Source organism: Arthrobacter sp. 05L421, assembly GCF_056397785.1.
The window spans coordinates 13,426-36,035 of the sequence record NZ_JBFTOC010000006.1 but is presented as its reverse complement, the minus strand read 5'-3'; the positions used below and the strand labels follow the sequence as shown (position 1 = coordinate 36,035).

The window sequence follows — 22,610 nt, the reverse complement described above, 5'->3', positions numbered from 1 at the left end:
CGCGCTGTCCGCCGTGTGAATGCGGCAGCACCCCAGAAAGGCTTGCGTCATGAACATTTCAACTCCTCGCGCCCTGAAAACCGTCGCCGTATTCGCCACCGCAGCCGGCTTCATGGCACTGGGCGTCGGTGCCGCATCCGCCCACGTCCGCGTGGACCCGGCTTCTACAACCGCCGGCGGCTACTCCCAGCTGACCTTCAAGGTCCCCAACGAATCCGAAACGACCAAAACCACCAAGCTGACCGTCACCCTGCCCACCGGAACCCCGTTCACTTCGGTCTCGGTCAAGCCCATGGACGGCTGGACGGCCGAAATAACCGAAGCCAAACTCCCCGCCCCGGTCACCGTGGAGGGGGCGACCATCACCAAGGCAGCGGCCTCGGTCACGTGGACAGCGGACGCCGCCCACCAGATCGGCCGGCACGAGTACCAGACTTTTTCGATCTCCGTCGGCCGGCTCCCGGCCGCGGACACGACCGTGTCGCTGCCGGCGGCGCAGACCTACTCCGACGGAACGGTCGTGAACTGGAACGAGGCATCAACCCAGGGCCAGGCCGAGCCCGAGCACCCGGTTCCTTCCTTCGTCACCACCGCAGCGGCCGACGCGAACGCGAAGGCGGCGCTCGTAGGCGACACCACTGCCGCATCCTCTACCACGCCGCTCTCGCCCGCGCCCGACAATACCGTCGGCATCCTCGGACTCGCCGCTGGAGCACTCGGCCTGGCGGCCGGGGGCACGGCCCTGGTGCGGACGCGCACCCCGCGTAAGAACTGACCCGGGGCAACCCTGGTCCCACCGCGGCCAGGCCAACCGGTGGGATGTGCAAGGCATTCCACCGGCTGCGGGCACCATGCCCTCCACGGTTCTCCAAGGAGGGTCCCTCAGAGGTACACGCAGCGCCGCGCCATTAGGTGCGGTGCCCGCTGCCGAAGCGTTCGCCCTGGTGCGGACTGGAACGAGTATGCGATGTCAATGATGGCGAAGATCGGGGGTGCGGTGGCGCTCCTGGCAACCGGTGTACTGGCGCTGGCATGGGCCTACGGCTATGGAGGGAGCGCCGATCCGGGCCTTCTTGACCGCACCGGCCCGGCCGTCACGTGGGGGTTGCCGCTGGGGAAGTTGGTGTTCAACCTCGCCTGCGCCTGCACCATCGGGACACTGGTGCTCGCCGTCTTCGCACTGCCGCCCAACGCTCCCGTGCAGGCGGCAGCGGTCCGCATTGCCGGCTGGTCCGCCGTTGTCTGGGCCGCCGCTGCCGCCATATACACAGGTGCCAGCTTCCTGTTAATCGCCAACAGGCCGCTTTCCGCCGGCTTCGGCCCGGAGTTCGTGGCGTTTCTTACCGACGTCGAAGCCGGGCGGGCCGGGACTCTCACCGCGGTGATGGCAGCCACTGTCGCGCTGGCCTGCTTCTGCCTGGAGGGTCCGCACGTGGCGGCCATGGTGGCATTGCCGGCGTTCGCCGGTCTGGTGCCCCTAGTGCTGAGATCCCACGCGACCGGCGGAGCCGGCCACGCGGACACCACCACTGCACTCATCCTGCACACGGGCACCGCGGCCGTCTGGGTCGGCGGCCTGCTGGCGCTGATGATGCTCCGAACGTCGCTGCCGGCCCGCCGCCTGGGTCCGACCGTGCAGCGATACTCCACTCTGGCCCTGATTTGCTACATCGCACTGACAGTTTCCGGGGTCCTTGCCGCCGTCGCACGCATCCGCTCGATCGACGACCTGCTCAGCCCCTACGGAGTGATCATCCTGGCCAAGGCTGTGACCCTGATTGGCCTAGGCGTGTTCGGGGCGCTCCACCGGGGGTGGACTCTGAAACGCCTCGACCGGGACCCTCACCGGGCCGCAAGGCCCTTCCTTCGGCTGGCACTAGCCGAACTGGCCGTCATGGGCGCTGCCTCCGGGATGGCGGCCGCCCTTGCCCGTACGGCACCGCCTGCCACGGCCGGAGCCCCACCCCCGGATGCCGTGCTGCTGCCCGAACCCGGAGTTTGGGCATATATCTCCCAATGGGTGCCCGACCCTCTGTGGTCCCTGGTCTGCGGGTTCGCCGTCTTCCTCTACCTCGCCGGCGTCCGCAGGCTCCGCGCCGCCGGGCAGTTATGGCCCCCACACCGAACGGTCCTGTGGCTGGCCGGCGTCGTGGTCCTGTTCACCGTCACCAACGGCGGTCTCCACGTCTACCAGGGCCTTCTGTTCGAAGCCCATGTCCTGACGCAGATGATACTCACCGCCGTCGTCCCCCTGCTGCTCGTCCCGGCAGCGCCACTGACACTGGCCGAACTGGCCATACTTCCCCGGGCGGACAGCAGCATCGGGGCCCGGGAGTTCGTGGCCGGTACCCGGCGGCACCTGCTGACCCCTCTCGGCAGAGACCCTTACCTGGCAGTTCTCGTCCTCGGCGGGGCCGTCCTCGTCATCTACTACAGCCCCCTGTTGGAATGGTCCGCCCTCACCCAGCTCGGCTACAGCAGCACGACCCTGCTTGCCCTGGTGGCCGGCTGCCTTTTCACCCATGCAATGATCGGGCCGGGCCTACTGGGCAGCCGCCCGCTGGGGCGACTGGCCCTCTTGGCAGCCGCCGCCGCACTGTATGAGATGAACGGGTGGTGGCTATCGGTCCAGCGATTCACCAGCGAGCCACCGTGGAACAGTGCGCCCAGCCCTTCAGCAGTCGCGGTGGCAGGTTCCGCCACCGGACCGGGGGGAACCATCATGTGGTCCATAGGCGCCTTGGGTCTGGCAGTGATTGCCGCCATCGTGCTCACCCGCCGGGACGCCACCGCTGATTCCCACACCGCCAAGACACTGCCGCCCGGGAGTAAAGAAACGACCGCCATCAAGAAAGCCTAAATGTTGGGCTGGAGCGAAGCACCGTTGGATGGTGAGCAGCTGGAACAGATCGGCCACGAGCCGGGCGAACGGGAACAGGAGGTCCCCGGTGGTGTCGTCCTGGACCATCTCGCCGTTTTCCCAGGTGCGGATCCGCAGTTTTCCGGGGTCATGCGTCTGCCGCGAAGCCCGGCCCCTGGGACGGGACAACAATCTTGGGTCGCGGCGTACTCAAGCAGTGATCCACGCTAGTTCAGTCGTCACTGCCGTGACCACCGCCGCCTCCCCCGCGGAGACCTCCCTTGTCATCACCGGGCTGGGTAGCGATGGTTGCGCCTCTGCCGGGATCCGGCTGGACCGTGACGGGGGCCGCCCGGATGCTGGTCGGCGCCGGAGCGGGGGAAGGCTTCTTGGACGGTGCAGCTTTCCCGTTGACCCCGTTTTTGCCGGTGCCCGCTTCGCTCGGCGCCTTTGGTGCTGCTTTGGGGCTGGCCACGGGGTTGGTCGGGACGTGGGCTGGGGCGCGGGTTGTTGAGACCGAAGGGTCCGGCAGCAGGACATTGCCGGCGTTGCCGAGGGTTGAGGTCTGTGAGCCGTTGAGGGTGTAGGTATTCACCGCGAGGGCGGCGGAGCCGATGACGAGGATCCCGGTTATTGAAAGTGCGAGGGCTGCCCTGCTTTTCATGGCTCAACTGTAGGACGGCCATAGAAAAGAATGAAGCGCGGGAGATCCAAGGTTTGTCCAAGACTGGTGCCCGCCTCTTGGTGTCCGCGCAGAGGGCCGGCACCAAAAGACGGTCCTTCTGTACGTCAGGTACAGGAGGACCGTCTTGGGGTTGCAGGATTGCCGGACGGTCAGCCGGGTCAGGGTTCAGTCGTCGCTGCCGCGGCCACCATGGCCACCGCTGTCATCTCCCGGTTCCGGCGCCTTCCGGAGTCCGCCCTTGTCATCGCCTGGTTCGGGCGTCGTGCGCAGCCCGCCCTTGTCATCGCCTGTCTGATCCGCCCGGGGCGCCTTTGCCTTACGGAGGCCGCCGTTGTCGTCACCTGGTTCGGGCGTTGTCCGCAGCCCGCCTTTGTCATCGCCCGGTTCTGATGCGACGGTGCCGCCGTTGCCGGCGAACGTTTTAGCCGTCACCAGCCGACTGTGGCCAGCGCCAGGTTCGGGCGTGGTTCGGGCCCCGCCGTTATCGTCGCCTGGTTCGGCCGGGAAGGCCTTCTTGGCTACTGATGCTTTCTTGTCGTCGGCCTTCACATTGTCGCTGGTCTTGGTTGCCGCCTTCGGTGCCGCCGTAGGGACGGCTCTGGCTGGTGCAGGGGCGGCGGTTCTGGTGGCCGAATCGTCCGTGACGAGAACGTTCCTGGCGTCGTCGCTGGTACCCGCAGTGGAGCTGCTGAGGGTCTGGGTGTTGGCGGCGAGAGCGGCGGATCCGGTGAGGAGGATGCCGGTGAGGGAGAGCGCGAGGGCTGCTTTTGTTTTCATGGTTCAACGGTAGGAATCCGTTGGAAAGGATAGGTGCGGGAGAAATCCAAGAGTTAGCCAAGATTAGTGCCGCACTCAGCCCACATGCCGGCGGTAGGCTCAGGAAATGATCGGACGTGTTGATGAGATCGTCGTGGATTGCCAAAACCCGGCCGCGCTCGCGGAGTTCTGGGCCGCGGTCCTCGGTGGCGAACCAGTCCATCGAAACGATGCCTGGTCCTTCATCGATCCGCCGGGTTGGACACGCCTTGCCTTCCAACGAGTCCCCGAGACCAAACATGGGAAGAACCGTCTTCATATTGACGTGCACGTGGACGATCTGCCGGGAGCGGCTGCCGCAGCCGAAGTCCTCGGAGCAGTCAGGATCGGCACGATCCAGACAAGTACGCTGGGCACCTTCCAAGTGCTCCAGGATCCGGAAGGTAACGAATGGTGTGTTGTCCGTTCAGCCACAGGGGAATGACCACGCCTCGGCTGTCGCAGTCCGGAGTCCCGGGTACATAGCCAGATCAGGAACGACGCCGAAGCGCTGGCAGTTGCCGCCGCGGACCTCGCACACCGGACCGGCCTGCGGGACCAGGCCGCCTTCCAGGTTTCCCGGCAATCTTTGCCCGAAACGACGCGGCGCGGCTTCCGGAAGTTCCATTGGGACGGCGTGGTCCTTCACGTTCTCGTGTCCTTCAGCACCAACGTTCAAAAGATGGAGGCGGAGGGCGCCGGCAGGTACTCAGCCCGCTCTCGCGTTGACTTCACGGCGGACTCCCAGGCTGTGAAGCTGGTGCCGGCCAACTGCCCGGCAGATGTTCCGCTCGATTATGGCAGCAGTGACGTGGCCGATTGCCGGCTGCCAGAATCAGCCCGATAGGGACGCAATCACTGTGAACCGGTTCGGAGACCTCGTTTGCGTCGCGTTGACCAGACGGCCAGCATCACTTCCGGTCAGGGCTCCCGCAACGGAGCAGGTGGTATTGGATGGGGCCTCACTCCGGTCCTGAATCAACTTGGCATACTCAGCAACCTCTTTCACAGCAGTCTCACAGACGATCCGTACTAGTGAACACAGTCGTCGAGCCCAATGTTATTCAAACCCGGGTGTTCCCGGACTCGACGGCCGGTGCGACATATTGGAGCGTCGGTGGCGGGCGGTATGACCTCTCGACGCAAGAGGAATGGCGCCGGTACCAAGGGTGTCATTCAGGGATGAAACGCCAGCCAAGTATCCCCGAGCAGTGAGGTGCCAACGATGTCAACAAAACGCGAACGGCCCGTCTGGAACCGTCAAAATGTTCCCTTGATGCTCTTGGGCATCGGCATTCTCCTGGTACTGATCGCCGCTGGGATGGTCGTTTGGGTTGTCTATGCCGCCCCGGTCATCTCTCGCCTCACGGGAACCTAGGGACCGGGTCCTCGTTGGATTAAACATCCAGCGAGGACCCTGAACAGGGAAGAAATGTGCCCCGAGGTGGGACTCAACTGCATTCGGTCCCCGCAAACACGGGACGCGCGCGGAAACATGCGGAGCCCGGCCCGATCCGACCCACAAACGGCCCAATCCGAGGCCAAGGTGTTCACGTTGTAAACACCTCCCTTCCCACAACCTGGATGAGACGGAATGAGGCCCTGTCTTCTCTTCCACAAGGCAAAGTCATGAATCCGGGCACGCGTTTGATGCATGCATGCCACACAATGCACCTGCCTCTGGTTTGCACGAATCCCAACGGCCGACCTCACCGATATGCCGAAACCCGGGGCGCCGGCTTCACGCCCGTCGCCCGGCCAACGAGAACCCGGCCCGCCAAACGAATAGACACCGCAAGGATCTCTCTTCCTAGGAGACTTTCGCGTGCCATAGTCTGGGCACGTCAGCCTGCGGCCGAGGGTGAAGAAGGCGGAAAGCAGGGCACATGACGCTTGGAAGGGTCAGACCATGCTGATCTGCGCGACTTGCGCCGTCGAACGCGACGAACCTACCCCGGAGGTCTGTCCGATCTGCGCCGACGAGCGGCAGTATGTGCCCGGGGACGGACAAAAGTGGCTCTCTCTGGACGGGCTGGCGCAGGAGGGCCAGCAGATAGTGTCGAAGGAGAACGAGCCGGGCCTTTTCGGGCTCCAGACAGCACCAACGGTCGGGATCGGCCAGACCGCTCAGCTCGTGGTGACACCCGAGGGTTCGCTACTGTGGGATCCGGTCGGATATGTCGATGACAGCGCTGTGCAGGCAGTGCTTGAGCGGGGGCCGGTCCTCGCGATCGCCGCTAGCCATCCACACATGTTTGGTGTGCAGGTCGAATGGTCGCATCAGCTCGGTGGTGTCCCTGTACTTGTGGCGGACGCAGACCGGGCATGGCCGGGGCGCAACGATACTGTCATCGAATACTGGTCCCGCCGTCGAACGATCGCCGAAGGGTTGACACTCCACCAGACCGGGGGGCACTTCCCGGGAAGCGCCGTGGTGCACTGGGCTGCAGGAGCGGACGGCAAAGGAGTACTCCTTACCGGTGACAGCGTGTATCCGAATCCAGACCGCGGCTCCATCTCGTTCATGCGCAGCTACCCGAATCATTTGCCGCTATCCGGCACGGTGGCGCTACGAATCGCCGCCCAGCTGGGAGAGCTCACATTCGACCGGATCTACGGCAACTTCAACAACGTCATCGCGTCCGGAGCCCAGGCCATCCTCCACGATTCCGCCCAACGGCACGCTGGTTGGGCACGCGGAGACTTCGACCATATGACCTGAACCGTCCATGCCCCTTTAGCGTCAGTTTGGAATCGAACAGAGGTTCAACCTGAAGGGCGCTGGACGTAGTGGGTCGCAGACAAACACCCGAGGAGGTCACCATGACGATCACTTTCAACCACACCATCGTCTACGCAACGGACAAGCGCCGTTCGGCGGAGTTCCTGGCCAACGTGCTCGGACTGCCACAACCCCAAGCAATGTGGTCTTTCATGACCGTGCCCCTCGACCACGGGGTGGCCCTCGATTTCGCCACGACGGACCGGCCCATCTCCCCGCAGCACTACGCCTTCCTGGTCAGCGAAGAGGACTTCGACGGAATCTTCGCAAGGATCCAGGCCCTGGGCATCCCCTACTGGGCGGACCCCGGACGGTCCCGCCCGCAGCAGATCAACCACAACGACGGCGGACGTGGCGTCTACTTCGCGGATCCTGACGGGCATTTCCTCGAGGCGATCACGCGTCCGTACGGATCGGGCGCTGCGTGAAGTCCTAGGGGACGACGCCGACGACCGCCTTTGGCAGCTCGCCCTAACTTCTGTGACCTGCGGAGTTAGCTCACGCGGCGATAGCGGATGTGAGTGGCCAGCGGTGAGTGAAGCACCTCGGCGGGTTCGAAGCCGAAGGATTCAACCCCGTCGAAGATGCGCTGGCCCGAACCGAGCAGGACCGGAGAGATGTCGAGGGTGAGTTCGTCGATCACGCCGGCGATCAGTGCCTGTCGGACGGTCGAGGCCCCACCGGCGATGTCCACGCCTTTGTCTCCGGCCGCTTGGCAAGCTGCGGAGTACGCCGCGTCGAAGCCCTCGGTGACGAAGTGGAAGGTCGTCCCGCCGTCCATCTGGATCGGGTCATGTGCGTGATGGGTCAGTACGAACACCGGCGCGTGGTACGGCGGTTCGGCTCCCCACCACCCTGTCCATTCCTCATCCCAGTCCCCGCGGATCGGGCCGAACATGTTCCGACCCATCACGTACGCGCCCCGCGGGCGCATGAGCCACTCGTTCGCGACCTTGTCGGCATCGTTGGCTCGCGGGTCGCCGATGTGCCAGCCGTGCAGCTCCCGCCCCCGTTTACCTAGGGGGTTCTCACGGCTCTGGTCCGGCCCGGCGACGAAACCGTCCAGCGAGATCGACATGTGGCACGTGGTGTCCGACACGGCGAACCTCCTTAGTGATTGCGACTTGCATGCGGTCGTGTGGGGATTCTGGGGGTCGTAGCACGTGATGGCCGACCCCCACAGGGGAATGACCACGCCTCGAGCAAGCATGGTGGACAGGGCGGACGCGACCTCAGAGGTCATTCGAAAGAGTGCATCGCTACCCTGGCCATCGGTCAGCGCCTGGGCGGACTCCGCGGGCTGCACGCAGAATTGCGACGAATCACTGCCCGGACTCCGCACACCGGGGGCCACGGCGACCCTATGCCGAAGCCGATTCGGCCGGGGCGAGTGGTGGGCGATTTGTGACATAGCCGGCCGAGCCCGGCGACTGCCTCAGAATCACCCCCGGGAAGGTCCCTGGTCATCACGGCGTAACCCTGCGGGTCATCGTGGACCAAGCTACGTTTCGACCCGGCTCACCACTGGAGCTAATCGGCCCGACTCGGTAGCGTGCAAAGCATGGCCACTAAACTTGAGAACGTCGGCATCGCCGTTCGCGACCTCGAAGCAACGATCGCCTTTTTCACCGACCTCGGTCTCACTGTCGTCGGCCGAGACACGGTCAGTGGTGAGTGGACCGACACTGCCGTGGGCCTTGATGGCAACCATGCCAAAATTGCGATGCTCCAGACACCAGACGGTCACGGACGCCTCGAGCTCTTCGAGTACATCCACCCCGAAGCAATCGAGACGAGCCCCACTCGTCCCAACGAGATTGGCATGCACCGCGTCGCCTTCTCAGTCGACGACATTGACGAAGCCCTTGAGATCGCCGCGAGGCACGGCTGCCGGCCGCTACGCGGCGTGGCGACCTACGAGGACGTCTACAAACTCACGTACCTCCGCGGTCCCAGCGGCATCATCGTGATGCTCGCCGAAGAACTGAAGACGAAGAACTGACGGCCGGATCGGCCCAATTAGCCTGTGGTGCTAGGCCTCAGGCCCTAAGGCCACTACTTTTCGACTCAGCCATGGACGGTCTTCCAGGCAAGGGCCAGCTCATCGCTCCATGGCGGCGTTCCCCGGCGCTGCGTGTCACACCTGGCGTCGCGTGCGAGACCGGTCCGCGAGCCCTGTGTACGGTATTGATATGGCTTCTCCGCAGACGCTAAGCGAGACCGAGCGCCGCCTCCTCGCGGTTTGGGCCGCAGACTGCGCTGAGCGAGTCGTGGCCTTATTTGAGGCAGAGGCGCCGGCAGACGGTCGCCCCCGCGACGCCATCGCCCGGGCCCGGGCCTTCGCTCGCGGTGAGCTCAGTGCCGCGGAAGAGATTCGCCGGCGGTTTGTTGCTGGCCTGGCCGCGCGCGAGGTAAATGGCCCCGCTGCGGTGGCTGCCGCCCGGTCTGCCACTCAAGCCGCAGCCGTCGCCCACATGGGAGCGCACGCCTTGGGCGCAGCCGCATATGCAGCGAAGGCGGCCGGACTGGCGGCGCCCGATGGGCCTCAGACGGTCGACGACGAGGTCCGCTGGCAACTCGAGCACATGACCGCAGAAACCCGGTCCACGCTCCGGCGCTTGCCACCGCTGGGGGAGAATTCCGCCGGTCCGCTGGGGCCAGGGCTGCTCGCGTCCGGAATCCTCGCCTCAGTCATCCGCGCGATCCAGGCCGACTTGGCTCGCCCCGACCAGCCTGCCTAGGTGTCAATGCAACTGGTTCTCCCAGTCGCTGGGCACCCGCGAGGCCGGTCCAGGGACTGTCTGGTCCGCCGGATGTTGTACCGGTGGCGCCAGTTCCGGACCGACGAAATAGGTTGAGCTGCGGTAGTCCCAGAACCAGTCCTCGCCCGGTTCGAAGCTGCGGATGATCGGGTGCTGCGTTGAGCGGGCGTGGGCGGTGGCGTGTTGGGCCGGCGAATTATCGCAGCAGCCGATGTGGCCGCACTGAGCACACCGCCGCAGGTGCAGCCACCAGCCGCCGCCGGCTTCGCATTCAACGCAGCCCGTCCCGCTGGGCGGGACCGAAACATCGATGCCGGGGGCATCGCCCATGGCCGCCTCCTCATCCGGGTATGCGTGGATCAACTTTACGCCGGACGGCACGCCCACGGGAGAGGTAAATCCTTGGATGACAGGCCGGGCATAAGCCGCAACCTGTCGGGATTCGTCTCGCGCGCAGCGCGGTCCAGCGGTCGCTCGCGACATCGGAAGTCTGGTGGGATTGACGTACCACGGGTCCTTCTACCGATTCTCGATTTGGTTCATGGCTAAACGTGGAATCCTATTGAGGCATGGACTGATTGGACGGCGCTCGCTCCCTCTCCGACTGCCGCGGCGACGCGCTTCATTGAGCCCCGGCGGACGTCGCCCGCCGCGAACACCCCAGGGATGCTGGTTTCGAGAGGCAGCGGCCGCCGCCCGAGAGACGACCAGCTTCCACCGAGTTCGGACGGAACCAGGTTCGAGTCGGTAAGGATAAAACCTTCGTCGTCGAGCGCGACTCCATTCAGCCAGGTCGTCGCGGGAACTGCGCCGATGAAGCAGAAGAGGCCTGCGCATTCGATAAGCGTGCGGATCCCCGATTCCCGTTCCGTAATCTCAACAGCAGCGAGATGGGTCTGGCCCCGGAGGGCCGACACCTCAGTCGCGGTGTGGATAGAGACCAGCGGTTCTGCGGCCAGCCGGTCTACGAGATAGCGGGACATGTCAGCCGCGAGATCTGCACCGCGGACCACGAGATGGACGGCGCTTCCGCGCGACGCGAGATACAGCGAAGCCTGACCGGCCGAATTCGCGCCGCCGACAACTGTGACCGGCTTACCGGCACACCACTTGGCTTCGAGTTCAGTTGCAGCGTAGTAGATTCCGGCGCCTTGGAACTTCTCCCAGTGAGCCAGGGGAAGAGACCTGTACCGGGCACCCGTGCAGATGATCACCGCGCGACTTTCGAGGCTGGTGCCGTCAGTCAGCGCGAGACGGATGACCCCGGTGTCAACGTCGAGGGCTGTGACCCCGCACGGCGCCGAGAGCTGAGCGCCGAACTTCAGCGCCTGCACGATCGCCCTCCCGGTCAGGTCCGTCCCGCTTATGCCGGTGGGGAAACCGAGATAGTTCTCGATTCGTGAACTTGCCGCAGCTTGTCCGCCAGGACCGACCATGTCGAACAAGACAGTTACTAGGCCCTCAGATGCGCCGTAGACAGCAGCGGCAAGTCCCGCCGGGCCTGCGCCAATCACCGCCAGATCCACCTTTTGGTTGGCGGTTCGACGGTATGAGAGGCCGAGTTCGCGGGCCATGATCTCTGCGGTCGCGCGGCGCATCACCTTGTCGGGCGTGATGACGACCGGGAGGTCTCCGGTCTCGACCTGCACGGCCCGCATCAGCGCCTGCCCGGCAATGGAATCGGCCTCAAAATAGAGATGGGCAAGCCGTAACCGCGACGCGAATGTCCGGAGTTCCAGTGAAGCTGCGGACAGACGGCTCCCCACTATCTCGACGACTCGGGCAGCTGAGTTACTCCGAAGGAGTTCTCTCCGAGCGAGAAAAGCGCGCAACAGGATATCGGAAAGCTCGGCGTCCTCAGCCATCAGCCGACGAAACTGGGCCGGTGGAATCCTATGAATTCGGCCCGCTTGCACCACCAGCCCAGTCAGGTACACGGCCTGACCGGTGAGCAAGCTCAACTCACCGATGAAACGGCCCGGCCCATGGCTGACCACAACCTCCTCCGGTGCATCGTGGGTGGCGGCACGGACCAGATCCACCGCTCCCCGTTCAATGACGATGAGATCGTAGGTCTCGTCGCCTGCCCGGAACACGGTGTCGCCGACGGCAACGTCCTGCACGACGGCGTAACTCCGGAGGCGTCTGATCTGCTCGGCTGAAAGGACCGGGAAGGCGACCCCTGCGGTCGCGTCGACCGGGGTTTCTTTGGGCATCGGAAAACCATTCTCACCGGCCGGGACTTTTTGTCCTTGACCTTCGTCCTGGAGCGGGACAAATTGTGGGGTTCCGAGGGCAGGGTCCCCGGTCCGCACACCGGGCCTAACCGCCGTCCCCTCACATTGACTTTGTTGTGACGTGACCGGAGATCGCTATCTCCGAACCGGCGTCGCCCATTCGGACGAGGTGATCCCACCGTCCCTTCTACACTCAACCTCGAGCTCGCAGACATTCAGGGCCGAAAGTCCTATTGAACGTGCGTGCACGCCCGAGGCCAGCCTCAGTCTCCCGCGTGCCTAGCTGTGTGTCGGACAGCGGCTTCACCTGGCACCCCTAGCCCACGGCGGGCGCAGATGGAATACAGCCCCAGCACCGCGCCCCAGGCTGGCTCAACTCCCCTACTCCCCTGAGTAACCCATTGCGGATCAGGCCGGATTTTTTCTTGCGGCAACCATTCCGGTTCCAGAATCGAGCTGCCGAGGATCAGCACGAACAGGTTCGGCGCCACCGCACTCGTCACCGCCCCGACCCCGTACAGCGAGAGTCCTACGATGCAGAGTCTTTTGCGGCCCCAGATGCCGGTCAGTTTGCCGCCCGGAATCATCAGCGCCGCCATGACCAGCAAGAAATCGTGATGGCTGTTTGGATTCCCCTGACGGAGGTGTTCAGATCCTCGCTCATGTCGTTGATCATCACGTTCATGTTCGAACCCGCGAAGCTGCAGATGAACTGCGCCAGTGCGAGCGGCACCAGCACCCTGCGCAGCTCCCGCTTCGTCCGGGCTGTGACGACGTTTCCGGCCATTCCGAGATCCTTTCCTGGTCTCCGCGATGCCTCCGACAGCGGGCAGTCGGAGCGCTGGAGTGCGAGGCTGGCGATCGTCGACTCTCACTGGACGGCACGACGGCGGTCGCCCCGGGGCACCGTCAGGCGTGGTCAGGGCATTCCGGGGACCGGTCGAGGCGGAGCAAATGCCATTGCCATGCGTCCAGTCCGACGAACAGCCCCTCGACCAGATCGTCACCCGCACGGTCGAAACTCATATCCCGGGTCGGGTCGGTAAGCTGCCACCGGTGGCCGCGCAGGTCCGGCCACGGCGCTCTCACATGACCTTTTGCCGGTGCATCGCTCAGATTCACGACGATCAGCCACCGAGTGGCACCGTCCCAGCTCCAGGCGACGAGATGTTCGAAGCTGTTGTCCCCCGGCCACCCCGACCGTTCACACAATTGCCAGTGCCCGTCCCGAAAGGTCGGCTCGGCGACAGCCGCCAAGAGCCGGCGGTAAAAGGCCGCCAACTGGTCATCGATCGCCTCGGCGGGGAAACGACCGAGGAACACCGGAAGGCGTACCCGCCACCCCTGCAACTGGCCGTGGTGAATGAGCCGGGCACCGGTCTGGGTCAGTGCCGTCACCGCCGCCGCCTCTCGACGGCCGGCGGTGAACGCCGTCGCGGCCCGAGGCTCGTCGTGATTCTCCACGAACCGAACAAGGGCGTTCTGATACTCTGGCTCTGCCATCAGGTGTAGCCGCACCTCGTCGGCACTACCGCCGAGAAGGCGGTCATACAGACGTTTGTCGTAGCAGTAGTCGAAGCCCTGCTGCATGAGGGACCACTCAAGATCCCAATAGGCTTCGGCGATGAATACGAAACCGGGGTGGGTTTCACGAACGGCGGTGATCACAGTCGGCCAGTACTCCGTGCTCGGTGCAGGACCGACCCGGGAACCCCAGGTGCGGGCGAAAACGTCGTTCATGACCAACATCGCCATATCGCACCGCGCCCCGTCGCACTGATCGGCGATCGACCTCACCGTATCCACCGCCGCCGATCGCAAGGCCGGGTCGAACGCGTTGAGCTGAACGACGTCGGGCCACGCCGGGAAGTAGGGGTCCCTTCCGTTGGCGAGCACCCGGCCGCCGACCTCGACGAAGGACGCCGGATCCAGGTCCCGGTCCGCGGCGGTCCCCTGTACGAACAGCTCGGGATCCCCCGTGGTCCACGGATGATCCGGCGCGACATGGTTGGGAATGAAATCCAGGATCAACCGGAGACCTCGCACTGCCAGCGCTTCCCGGGCGGCGGCAAGCCCGGCAGTGCCACCCAGGCGGTCATCGACCACATAGTCCCTGACGCAGTACGGCGACCCGACAACATCCTCGGCACGCCAATCGGGAAGAGCGGCCTGGAAATCAGCCCGCAAGGCGGGATTTGCCAATGCGATTCCGATGCCGGCGGGGCTGCGCCGCCAGACCCCCATCAACCAGACCGAATTGAAACCCAGACCGGCGATCTCGTCCCAGTGTCGTCCCGGGACGGAGCCCAACTCGATTCGCCGGCCTTCCTCGGTGCTGATTGATTCAAGCCATGCCCAGGTGTTGATCTCGTAGATATAAGGGTGAGCCACCGGCGGCGACAGGCCGGGTGCTCGGGTCGCCGCCACCAACTCGTCCGTCACGGCGCCGTCGCCCCCCATGGCTCTCCGGAAACGGCCTTGGCCCTCGGTGTTGTCTGACATTGGTTCACGGCTCCGTTTCCGGCGGTCCTGTGGTGGTGGTCGCCTCCGGATTCTCCTCGAACACCAACCGATGGCTCTGGCGGGGTGGGTCGAGGAGGAGGTCCGCGACCAAGGCGGTCCATCCGGTCTGGTGCATGGCGCCGAGTCCGGCCCCGTTGTCGCCGTGGAAGTACTCGAAGAACAGCAGGTTGTCCTTCCACGCGGGATCATTCTGGAGCAGGTCGACGCCCCCATAGACCGCTCTGCGTCCGTCCGGTCCGGGGAGCCAAATGCCCACCAGCCGATCGGCGAGGTCGCCGGCAATCTCCCGCAGGGTCAGGTGGTGACCAGACCGGGTGGGGTATTCGACGGTGAAGTCGGGGCCGAAGAACTGGTCGTACTGCAGCAGGGCCCGGATGATGAGGTAGTTGACCGGCAACCACACCGGCCCCCGCCAGTTGGAATTGCCGCCGTACATCGCGGTCCGCGATTCGGCCGGTTCGTACTGGATCGCGGCGGTGGGCAGCCCCGGAACCGTGTAGGGGGTGTTGTGCCGCTTGGAGATCGATCGCAGCCCGTAGGGAGACAAGAACGCCTCCTCGTCGAACAGGGTGCCGAACAGCCGGGCGAGTTTGTCCGTCGTGACGACCGACAGCAACGTCCGCCGGGAGTCCCCGGTGCCACGGACCCGCCAATCGAGGATCTCGTGCCGATCGGTCCGTTCCAACCGGCGGGCGAACCGCTTCCGCAACCGGCTGATCCGCTCTGTGTTCTGGGTGGGGACCGCGACCGCGGGCAGCGCCGGAATCAGCCCGACGAGGGTCTGCACCTTGATCGGGACGCCGGTCCCGGAGGGGTCAGTGAGCCGGTCGTAGAAAAAACCGTCCTCGGTGTCATAGCAGCCTGAATCCTCCAGCGCGTCCATGATCAGCACGGTCTGTTCCAGGAATTTCACGACCATGTCCTCATAGGCGTCGTCGTGTTCGGCGAGTTTGGTGGCCAGCGTAAGCATGGCCACGGAGTAGTACGCCATCCACGCGGTGCCGTCGGCCTGGTCCAGCCTGAAACCGGGCGGGAGGTGCGAGCGGTCGACGGGGCTGATGTTGTCCAAACCCAAAAAGCCACCACCGAACAGGTTGTTCCCGTCGGGGTCCTGCCGGTTCAGCCACCAGGTGAAATTCAGCAGCAGCTTGTGGAACACCCGTTCCAGGAACTCCAGGTCGGTGCCGCCGTCGATGACGAATACTCTGATGGCGGCCAGCGCATGCACCGGCGGATTGACGTCGTCGAAGCTCCACTCATAAGCCGGGATCGCTCCGTTCGGATGCTGGAACCACTCCCGAAGGAGCACCAACAGCTGGTATTTGGCGAAGGCTGGATCCAGGTGCGCCCAGGTGATGGCGTGAAAGGCCAGGTCCCAAGCCGCGAACCATGGATACTCCCACGGGTCGGGCATGGCAAGGACGTCGAACGAGTCCAGGTGCCGCCAGCCTGTGTTCCGGCCGTTGCGGTGCCCGGGCGGCGGCGCCGGTTCCCCGGAGTCGCCATCCAACCACCGGCTGACCCGGTACGGGTACATTTGCTTGCTCCAGATCAGCCCCGCGCAGGACTGGCGCATCACCCGCATCGGCTCGGCACCGATTTCAGCGGGGGCAATCGCCGCATAGAACTCGTCCGCTTCCCGCTCACGGTCTGTCATGACGTCATCGAAATAAGAGTCGAACCAGCGGTCCGGGGCTTCGGCTTGGTCCGGGACGGGCCGGTGCAACCGCAGCCGCAGCTCGACCCGGCCCCCGCCCGGCACGGCCAGCTGATACCACCAGGCTGCCTTGGTCCCCTGATGTTGCGGATTCACCGTGTCCGCACCGGAGACCACGTGGTCGTTGATGCCGTCCTTGGGATAGGCAGTGACCGGAGCCGCACCGAACAGTCTGGCCGTGTTCGTCTCGTTGTCGCAGAACAACGCCCGCGGCCGCACTCCCTCCTTGGTGGGAGCGGCATCGAGCCGGTAACCGGACAGTCGTGGGTGTTCGACCCCGACACCGTCCCCGTCCAGGAACAACGACGACGGCGCCTCCCTGCCCTTGACCCGCCACGTGTTGCGGAACCAAAGGGTAGGCAACACCGAAAGCACTGCTTCTCCGGGCGCATGGTTCTGGATGGTGATCCGGGCAAGCACCTCGGTCGGTGAGGCCTTAGCGTACGCGACATCCACTGACCAGTATCGGCCGCCGTCGAAGACACCGGTATCCATCAACTCGAACTCTGGTTCGTCCCGTGAACGACGGGCGTTCTCATCGATCAGCTGCTGATAGGGAAACGTGGCCTGCGGGTAGTGATACCGCCACCGCAGCCATGCATGGCTGGGCAGCGCGTCCAGGTACCACCAGTATTCCTTGACGTCCTCCCCGTGGTTGCCCTGCGGACCAGTCAGCCCAAACATCCGCTCCTTCAGGATCGGATCGGCCCCGTTCCACAGCGCCAACCCCAGGCACAGGTCGTGGTGAATATCGGACAGCCCCGCCATGCCGTCCTCGTTCCACCGGAACGCACGGGACCGGGCGTGATCATGCGGAAAATAATCCCACGCGTCGCCATTGTCGCTGTAGTCCTCCCGCACGGTGCCCCAGGCCCGCTCCGACAGGTACGGCCCCCACTCGTACCAGGGATTCGCCTCGAACAGGACATCCTCCGCCGCTCCCGTGGCCTCGGCCAGCCGGGCATGTTCAGTGGTCACACCCCGAGGCGCCGCGGGCGGAACCGTGTCCTCGGTCATGACGTCCTCCTACGAAGCGCTGACAGCCGAAACTCTCAGACAAGCCCGATTCGTAACCACTACCTTGGTCGTCGTCGAACTTCAACGACGCCATGCACCGCGCCAAGTATGCCCAATTAGCCCGATATTATCAAGCGGCGCATCGCCTCGGTCGCCCCCGGAGCAACAATTCACCTGCCGTTCACGTCCTCGAATCTGGTCCGACAGGATGGGGACCGACGGATGCTTGAAACGCTAGCTCCTGGTCGTTTGGTGGGTCTGGATCTATAGCGCATGGATATCCAGCCGGGTTCTGATCTGGCTCAGCCTTGCGGCCGTAATTTGGATCCTCGGCGGACTCGCAGCCAGTCCGCGGGCGACTACATCGCCCGATCAGGCAACCCGGTAGCCGTCGCCATCGTGGCCTGCACGTGGGTACAAGTGCCGCTGGTGGTCGGCATTGTCCTGACGGCAGTCGCCGACGCACTTATCGTCGACGCACCGCTCGGACCCAGCGCGCTGGCAGTGGCCCTCCTCATCTGCGGCGGACCGGCCGTCTTCCTTATCGGAACCCTACTGTTCCATCGGTCCATCAGCCGCACGTGGATACCCTGGCGGATGGCCTCAGTAGCGGCCGTTGCCGTCATCTTCGCGTCGCATCCCTATTCCTCCCCACTTGCGCTTTCATGGTTGACGAACGCCGCACTGCTCTCAGCCGCGGTGTTCGACGTTCGTGCGCCCCGCCAGCCATATCAAACACCGCAGGCAGTCAACCGGTCCCATCATTCGATCCGGAGGCATGCGCCTAAAAGGGGGGCTGAAACCCGAGACGGCGCCGGCCTGTGCGTAGCGCGGGGGGCCCCGCCACCCAAGCCTCTGAACCCGCCACCCACGCGACTTCACAGGCCACGTGGCAGCCAGGCCCCGCCCGCGACAACCGTCAAGGGGACCTAACCCGCGGATGGCGTCCCCTGCAGGCACCGTGTCGTTACCCGGGGAGTCGGTATTCCTCGGCCGTAAGGTGCCAGATGGTGCCGGTAGTGCTGACGATGAGTGTGTAAGTCCCCGGCGGCACGGGGACGCCGATCGCCCCTGCGCGGGCCTTGACCAGGGAAAGAATGGTGAGGGCCGGCCCTTTGGCCGGTTGGAGGTAGGCGACGGCCGGCCCGGTAAAAGCGTATTCGATGTGGAGCTTGCCCGTCACGGTCACCACCGGCCCCGGGGGTTTCGTGCCGGAGGCCTCCGCGACGGTGACCCACTCTTTCATCGGTGGCGGCGGGGACGGGTTCAACAGTGCGTTCATGGCGGTGATGGTGGCGGTGATAGTCCCCGCAACGGGGGCCGCGGAGACGTAGGCCGCCGCACTAACAAGGGCGGCTACCACGAGGACCGAGGCCAGCCGCAGGCCGCGGCGCTGGGAGTTGCTCCCCACCAACGGCATGGATGCTCCGTCGGCGGCAAATTCTTTGGTGATCCGGAAGAGGTCAATGAGCCACCAGATGCCGGCCCCGCCGAGTGTCAGTAGCTTCAGGGCGCCGGTGACGGGCTTGCGGAGGTAGAACCGGTCCGCGCCAGAGAAGCCCAGGAACAACGCCAGCAGCCATGCGGTGCGTAGGGACCGCCGCGGCGGGAGGTCGCGTTCAAAGAAGAGCCCGTATTGCTCGGTCAGGGGCACATTTCGATTCTCGAACCGCCCGAACTGGATGTCCACGGTCTTTCGGCCCGGCGGCGCAGGACAGGAGGGCGCCCCGGCGCAGGGTTCGGGCGGGCGCCAGGCGTCCCTATTTGTGCCCAAGGCGCCTCGCCGCTCAACGCCCGGAGGAAGGCGACGCATACACGCAGAAAATCCATCAGAAAATGTCCCGAAGTTTTCCCGGAACTCATTTTGCCTTCCCTGTTTTCAAGTGGAACGGCTAGGGCGGCCTGATGCGGGGCGTAAGGCTAAGTGCGTTCCGCCCGCAAGATTCCCGGTCTTAGCACCTGGCCGCCGTTTGGAGTTCGCTGACCGCGGCCTGGACGTTGGCTGCGTCATCGCGCAGGGAGTTGACCGCCTGGGTCAGGGTGGCGTCGTCAGGAACAGCCTTGACGGCTCGGACGAACTTGTCTTCGGCCGCTTTAACCGCGTCCACCTCGTCCTTGGCGACGTCCTGGCTCGCCTTAATCAGATCGTCATAGGTCTTCACGACCTGATCCCGTGCAGAATCGAGCTGACCCACCGTGACACCGGGCTTAAGCGTCTGCTTGAAATTGGTACACCGAGGGGTCCGCGGCCCTTGCCATCTTTTGGAAACTGCTTTGGGCCTGAGGCTAAGGCTGTGCCGCGAACCTGATCGGAGAGGTTGGCGGGACGCGAATTCTGGGCCTCGCGGAGTATCCTGAACGTCCTCATGGGAAAGACATGTTTGGTGCCACGATCACCACCGCGACCAGACCAATCAGCCTCGTGGTTTCAGCGCAGTCGAGCGGTTCTCACTCTCTCGTTTTGTCCGACGATTCTCGGGGCAAGCAGGAGGGCAGAAAGAAAGGCGGACGGATGAGCCGGAATGCCGGAAAGTTCCCGGGACTGAACCGCGCGGCACGACCCGCGGCGCTGCTCCTTACGGCGATCCTCGCCGTCGCGGCAACGGGGTGTGAGCCCTCGCCGCCGGCGGGCGGACCATCGCCGGGTCAGAGCCAGACAACGGCCCAATCCCCGCAGGCCTCGGGTAGGCCCGGTCACGTCTTCGTGATCAATCTGGAGAACCACGACTACGACGAGGTCTGGGGCGCCGAGTCGGCGGCCCCCTATTTATCGAAGACCCTGCGCGCGCAGGGCGTGCTGCTCTCCCAGTACTACGGGATAGACCACAACTCCCTCCCCGACTACCTGGCCCAGATTTCGGGGCAGGGCTCGAACATCATGACGCGCGCCGATTGCCCGGTATACGCCCGGTTCAGACAAACCGGAACATCCGAGCCGGGCCAGGTGCAGGGTTTCGGCTGCGTTTACCCGGCCTCGGTTCCCACCCTTGCAGGCCAGCTCACTGCCGCCGGTAAGACCTGGAAAGGCTACATGGAGGACATGGGTGCTCCCTGCCAGCATCCCGAGCCCGGCTCGAAGGACGATCATCATAAGGCGAAGGAGGGCGACCAATACGCGACGCGCCACAACCCGTTCGTATACTTTGAGGAGATCACGTCGTCCCCGGACTGCCAGAACAACGTGGTGGACTACACCCACTTCGCTGAAGACCTGAAGTCCACGGACACGACACCGAACCTTGCCTACATCACCCCCAACCTGTGCAACGACGGGCACGACAGCCCCTGCGTCGACGGCAGCCCGGGCGGCCTCGAAAGCGCCGACAGCTGGCTGCAGCAGCAGGTCCCCGCCATCCTGGACTCCCCGGCCTACAAACACGACGGGGTGCTGGTCATCACCTTCGACGAATCCGAAAACAAGACCTCAGCTCCGTCGGAGGGGGTTCCCGGAGGCACGGCGGGCGGGCGGGTCGGCGCGCTGGTGATCTCGCCGTTCACCAAAGGCGGGACGACGTCGGACACGATGTACAACCACTACAGCCTGCTCGCCAGCATCGAGGACATCTTTTCCGTACCCCGACTTGGATACGCGGGGGCGCCGGGCCTGAACAGTTTCGGCCCGGACGTCTTTAACGCCCGGTGACCGCCCGCTAACCGGAGGGGCCCGGGTTGTGCGTCGGGTGCCACATCCAGCCATTTGACCTGTTCCGCAGACCGGAGGCGCGGCGGTAGCCTCCATGCGAGGCCGCTCACAAGGCCCGACGACGGGGAGGTGCGCCGGTGTCGACAACGGTTCCGAAGAAGCAGATGACCGTCGTTCAAGCGGCCTTCATCGGGGTGGGGTCGATGGTGGGCGCGGGAATTTTCGCGCTGCTGGGAGCAGCCGGCGCCGTCGCCGGATCCGCAGTGTGGGTGTCCTTTCTGGTTGCGGGCGTCATCGCCGGTCTTCAGGGCTACTCGTTTGCGAAGCTGGGCGCCACGTATCCTTCCGGCGGCGGCATGCTCGCGTATCTGGCCCGCGGCTTCGGGGAGGGGCACGTCACCGGGATCGTTTCGTGGCTGTTCTATATGACCGGTGCGATCGTCGGGGCCATGGTGGCGTCGTCCTTCGGCGGGTATGCCAGCGCAGTCTTGGCCGGCCGCGACCCGACCTGGGCCAAAATATTCGCAGTCTCGCTCATTGTGGTCATGGCCTTCCTGAACGCTGTCGGCTCCACTGCGGTCGCAAGAGTGCAGTCCCTGATCGTAAAGGTGGTCCTGGCCATCCTGTCTGTGTTCGCGATCGTCACGATCGTGAATTGGAACTCCGCGCTCCTGGACCCAGCCGGCTACCCGAGCGTTCGCGAGATCATCGCTAGCGTTGCCCTGACGTTCTTCGCGTTCCTTGGGTTCGGGGTCATCACCTTCACCGCAAAGGATCTGCCCGACCCGTCCCGTCAGCTGCCGCGGGCCATGTACCTGGCGCTGGCGATCGCCACGACGGTGTACGTCGCGGTGTCCCTGGGTGTCTTCGGGACCCTGACCGCAGACCAGGTCGTCGCATACGGCACCACCGCTCTGGCCGAGGCGGCCAAGCCCACCCTTGGCCAGTTCGGATTCGTGCTTATGGTGATCACAGCCCTGTTCTCCACTGCCGGGGCCGTGAACGCCAGCCTCTACCCGTCCGTGGGGATGACCCGGCACCTGGCCTCGGTGGGGCAGTTTCCACCGGTGTTCGGTCGCTCTCTGGGCCGCCGGCAGGTGCCAGTCGGGCTGCTGGTGATGGCCGGACTCGCAGCTGTGATGGTGCTGGGCTTCAACCTGAACAGCATCGCGTCGCTCGGAAGCGCGGTTGCCCTGCTCATTTTCTCGGCCGTCACCCTGGCCCACTTCAAGGTCTACCGGGAGACCGGCGCCCTGCTTTTCATGCTCACCATCGCCCTGGTCGCGACCCTGGGAACGTTCGTCGTGTTCTGCACAACCACGCTCGTCAACGAACCCGTCACAGCGGTTGCCCTGGTGGTCATCCTTGCCCTTGCCCTGCTCGCCGATCTGCTCGGGAAGCGCGCTCAAAGCCGGACAAAGTAGCACCCCTCCGACTTGACGTAAAGAGGAGATGGGGACTATTCCCGGAGAATTCCGAGGTCCATGCTGTAGGCACCGAGCACTTTGTGTGATAGGGGGCAGTGGCATGTTCCAACCGTCAACTACTCGCCTCAGGCGGTGTAGCTCCGCCTGGCCCGGAGCACCAAC

Annotated in this window: 21 protein-coding genes and 1 pseudogene; 11 read left to right on the top strand and 11 right to left on the bottom strand. The window is 64.8% G+C overall.

Going from position 1 to position 22,610, the window contains the following annotated elements:
• Window positions 1-49: 49 nt before the first annotated feature.
• Both AC1DKQ_RS09200 and AC1DKQ_RS09195 read left to right on the top strand, forming a co-directional pair.
• Complete coding sequence (locus AC1DKQ_RS09200; RefSeq protein WP_476918797.1) at window positions 50-775, top strand: YcnI family copper-binding membrane protein; 726 nt, start codon at window positions 50-52, stop codon at window positions 773-775.
• Between the two features lie 198 nt (window positions 776-973).
• Window positions 974-2,860: a bifunctional copper resistance protein CopD/cytochrome c oxidase assembly protein gene (locus AC1DKQ_RS09195; RefSeq protein ID WP_476918796.1), complete on the top strand. Its 1,887-nt coding sequence runs from the start codon at window positions 974-976 to the stop codon at window positions 2,858-2,860.
• A gap of 24 nt (window positions 2,861-2,884) precedes the next feature.
• Here AC1DKQ_RS09195 and AC1DKQ_RS09190 read toward each other — a convergent pair.
• The 3 genes and pseudogenes from AC1DKQ_RS09190 to AC1DKQ_RS09180 form a co-directional block, all read right to left on the bottom strand.
• Window positions 2,885-3,010, bottom strand: a pseudogene (locus tag AC1DKQ_RS09190) (fumarylacetoacetate hydrolase family protein); the annotation flags it as partial.
• An 82-nt stretch (window positions 3,011-3,092) separates the two neighbouring features.
• On the bottom strand, window positions 3,093-3,524 hold the full coding sequence (locus AC1DKQ_RS09185; RefSeq protein WP_476918795.1) for a hypothetical protein: 432 nt from the start codon (window positions 3,522-3,524) through the stop codon (window positions 3,093-3,095).
• Window positions 3,525-3,710: 186 nt separating this feature from the next.
• Window positions 3,711-4,322: a hypothetical protein gene (locus AC1DKQ_RS09180; RefSeq protein WP_476918794.1), complete on the bottom strand. Its 612-nt coding sequence runs from the start codon at window positions 4,320-4,322 to the stop codon at window positions 3,711-3,713.
• Between the two features lie 106 nt (window positions 4,323-4,428).
• Here AC1DKQ_RS09180 and AC1DKQ_RS09175 point away from each other — a divergent pair, with 106 nt between their 5' ends.
• The 4 genes from AC1DKQ_RS09175 (at window position 4,429) to AC1DKQ_RS09160 (ending at window position 7,550) form a co-directional block, all read left to right on the top strand.
• Window positions 4,429-4,785, top strand: coding sequence for a VOC family protein (locus AC1DKQ_RS09175; protein WP_476918793.1), 357 nt, complete (start codon window positions 4,429-4,431; stop codon window positions 4,783-4,785).
• Window positions 4,786-5,565: 780 nt separating this feature from the next.
• Complete coding sequence (locus AC1DKQ_RS09170) at window positions 5,566-5,718, top strand: hypothetical protein (protein WP_476883484.1); 153 nt, start codon at window positions 5,566-5,568, stop codon at window positions 5,716-5,718.
• A gap of 531 nt (window positions 5,719-6,249) precedes the next feature.
• Window positions 6,250-7,062 carry an MBL fold metallo-hydrolase gene (locus AC1DKQ_RS09165; protein ID WP_476918792.1) on the top strand — a complete coding sequence of 271 codons (813 nt, stop codon included), beginning with the start codon at window positions 6,250-6,252 and terminating at the stop codon, window positions 7,060-7,062.
• Window positions 7,063-7,163: 101 nt separating this feature from the next.
• A complete protein-coding gene (locus AC1DKQ_RS09160) occupies window positions 7,164-7,550 on the top strand; it encodes a VOC family protein (RefSeq protein ID WP_476918791.1) in 387 nt (128 codons plus the stop codon).
• Between the two features lie 65 nt (window positions 7,551-7,615).
• Here the strand turns inward: AC1DKQ_RS09160 and AC1DKQ_RS09155 are convergent, their stop codons facing one another.
• Window positions 7,616-8,221 (bottom strand): dihydrofolate reductase family protein, encoded by a 606-nt coding sequence (locus AC1DKQ_RS09155; RefSeq protein WP_476918790.1) that lies wholly within the window; start codon window positions 8,219-8,221, stop codon window positions 7,616-7,618.
• 462 nt (window positions 8,222-8,683) lie between these two features.
• Between AC1DKQ_RS09155 and AC1DKQ_RS09150 the strand changes: the two genes are divergently transcribed.
• On the top strand, window positions 8,684-9,124 hold the full coding sequence (locus AC1DKQ_RS09150) for a VOC family protein (RefSeq protein WP_476918789.1): 441 nt from the start codon (window positions 8,684-8,686) through the stop codon (window positions 9,122-9,124).
• Window positions 9,125-9,314: 190 nt separating this feature from the next.
• On the top strand, window positions 9,315-9,863 hold the full coding sequence (locus tag AC1DKQ_RS09145; RefSeq protein ID WP_476918788.1) for a putative immunity protein: 549 nt from the start codon (window positions 9,315-9,317) through the stop codon (window positions 9,861-9,863).
• Window positions 9,864-9,866: 3 nt separating this feature from the next.
• On the opposite strand, the gene AC1DKQ_RS09140 is transcribed toward AC1DKQ_RS09145, so the two are convergent.
• From AC1DKQ_RS09140 to AC1DKQ_RS09120, 5 genes are all read right to left on the bottom strand, one after another.
• Window positions 9,867-10,214, bottom strand: a complete 348-nt coding sequence (locus AC1DKQ_RS09140; protein ID WP_476918787.1) for a UBP-type zinc finger domain-containing protein — start codon at window positions 10,212-10,214, stop codon at window positions 9,867-9,869.
• Between the two features lie 215 nt (window positions 10,215-10,429).
• Window positions 10,430-12,100 (bottom strand): FAD-dependent oxidoreductase, encoded by a 1,671-nt coding sequence (locus AC1DKQ_RS09135; RefSeq protein ID WP_476883479.1) that lies wholly within the window; start codon window positions 12,098-12,100, stop codon window positions 10,430-10,432.
• Window positions 12,101-12,707: 607 nt separating this feature from the next.
• Window positions 12,708-12,908: a hypothetical protein gene (locus AC1DKQ_RS09130; protein ID WP_476918786.1), complete on the bottom strand. Its 201-nt coding sequence runs from the start codon at window positions 12,906-12,908 to the stop codon at window positions 12,708-12,710.
• A gap of 122 nt (window positions 12,909-13,030) precedes the next feature.
• Window positions 13,031-14,623 (bottom strand): hypothetical protein, encoded by a 1,593-nt coding sequence (locus AC1DKQ_RS09125; protein ID WP_476918785.1) that lies wholly within the window; start codon window positions 14,621-14,623, stop codon window positions 13,031-13,033.
• 4 nt (window positions 14,624-14,627) lie between these two features.
• A complete protein-coding gene (locus tag AC1DKQ_RS09120) occupies window positions 14,628-17,378 on the bottom strand; it encodes an MGH1-like glycoside hydrolase domain-containing protein (protein WP_476918784.1) in 2,751 nt (916 codons plus the stop codon).
• Window positions 17,379-17,651: 273 nt separating this feature from the next.
• On the opposite strand from AC1DKQ_RS09120, the gene AC1DKQ_RS09115 reads away from it, so the two are divergent.
• Window positions 17,652-18,311, top strand: coding sequence for a low temperature requirement protein A (locus AC1DKQ_RS09115; RefSeq protein WP_476918783.1), 660 nt, complete (start codon window positions 17,652-17,654; stop codon window positions 18,309-18,311).
• 34 nt (window positions 18,312-18,345) lie between these two features.
• Here AC1DKQ_RS09115 and AC1DKQ_RS09110 read toward each other — a convergent pair whose 3' ends face one another.
• On the bottom strand, window positions 18,346-19,032 hold the full coding sequence (locus AC1DKQ_RS09110) for a TM2 domain-containing protein (RefSeq protein ID WP_476918782.1): 687 nt from the start codon (window positions 19,030-19,032) through the stop codon (window positions 18,346-18,348).
• Between the two features lie 298 nt (window positions 19,033-19,330).
• Window positions 19,331-19,540: a hypothetical protein gene (locus AC1DKQ_RS09105; protein ID WP_476918781.1), complete on the bottom strand. Its 210-nt coding sequence runs from the start codon at window positions 19,538-19,540 to the stop codon at window positions 19,331-19,333.
• Window positions 19,541-19,890: 350 nt separating this feature from the next.
• Between AC1DKQ_RS09105 and AC1DKQ_RS09100 the strand changes: the two genes are divergently transcribed.
• Together AC1DKQ_RS09100 and AC1DKQ_RS09095 are read left to right on the top strand one after the other, a co-directional pair.
• Window positions 19,891-21,021, top strand: a complete 1,131-nt coding sequence (locus tag AC1DKQ_RS09100; RefSeq protein ID WP_476883473.1) for an alkaline phosphatase family protein — start codon at window positions 19,891-19,893, stop codon at window positions 21,019-21,021.
• 137 nt (window positions 21,022-21,158) lie between these two features.
• Window positions 21,159-22,445, top strand: coding sequence for an APC family permease (locus AC1DKQ_RS09095; protein ID WP_476918780.1), 1,287 nt, complete (start codon window positions 21,159-21,161; stop codon window positions 22,443-22,445).
• The last annotated feature ends 165 nt before the right edge of the window (window positions 22,446-22,610 follow it).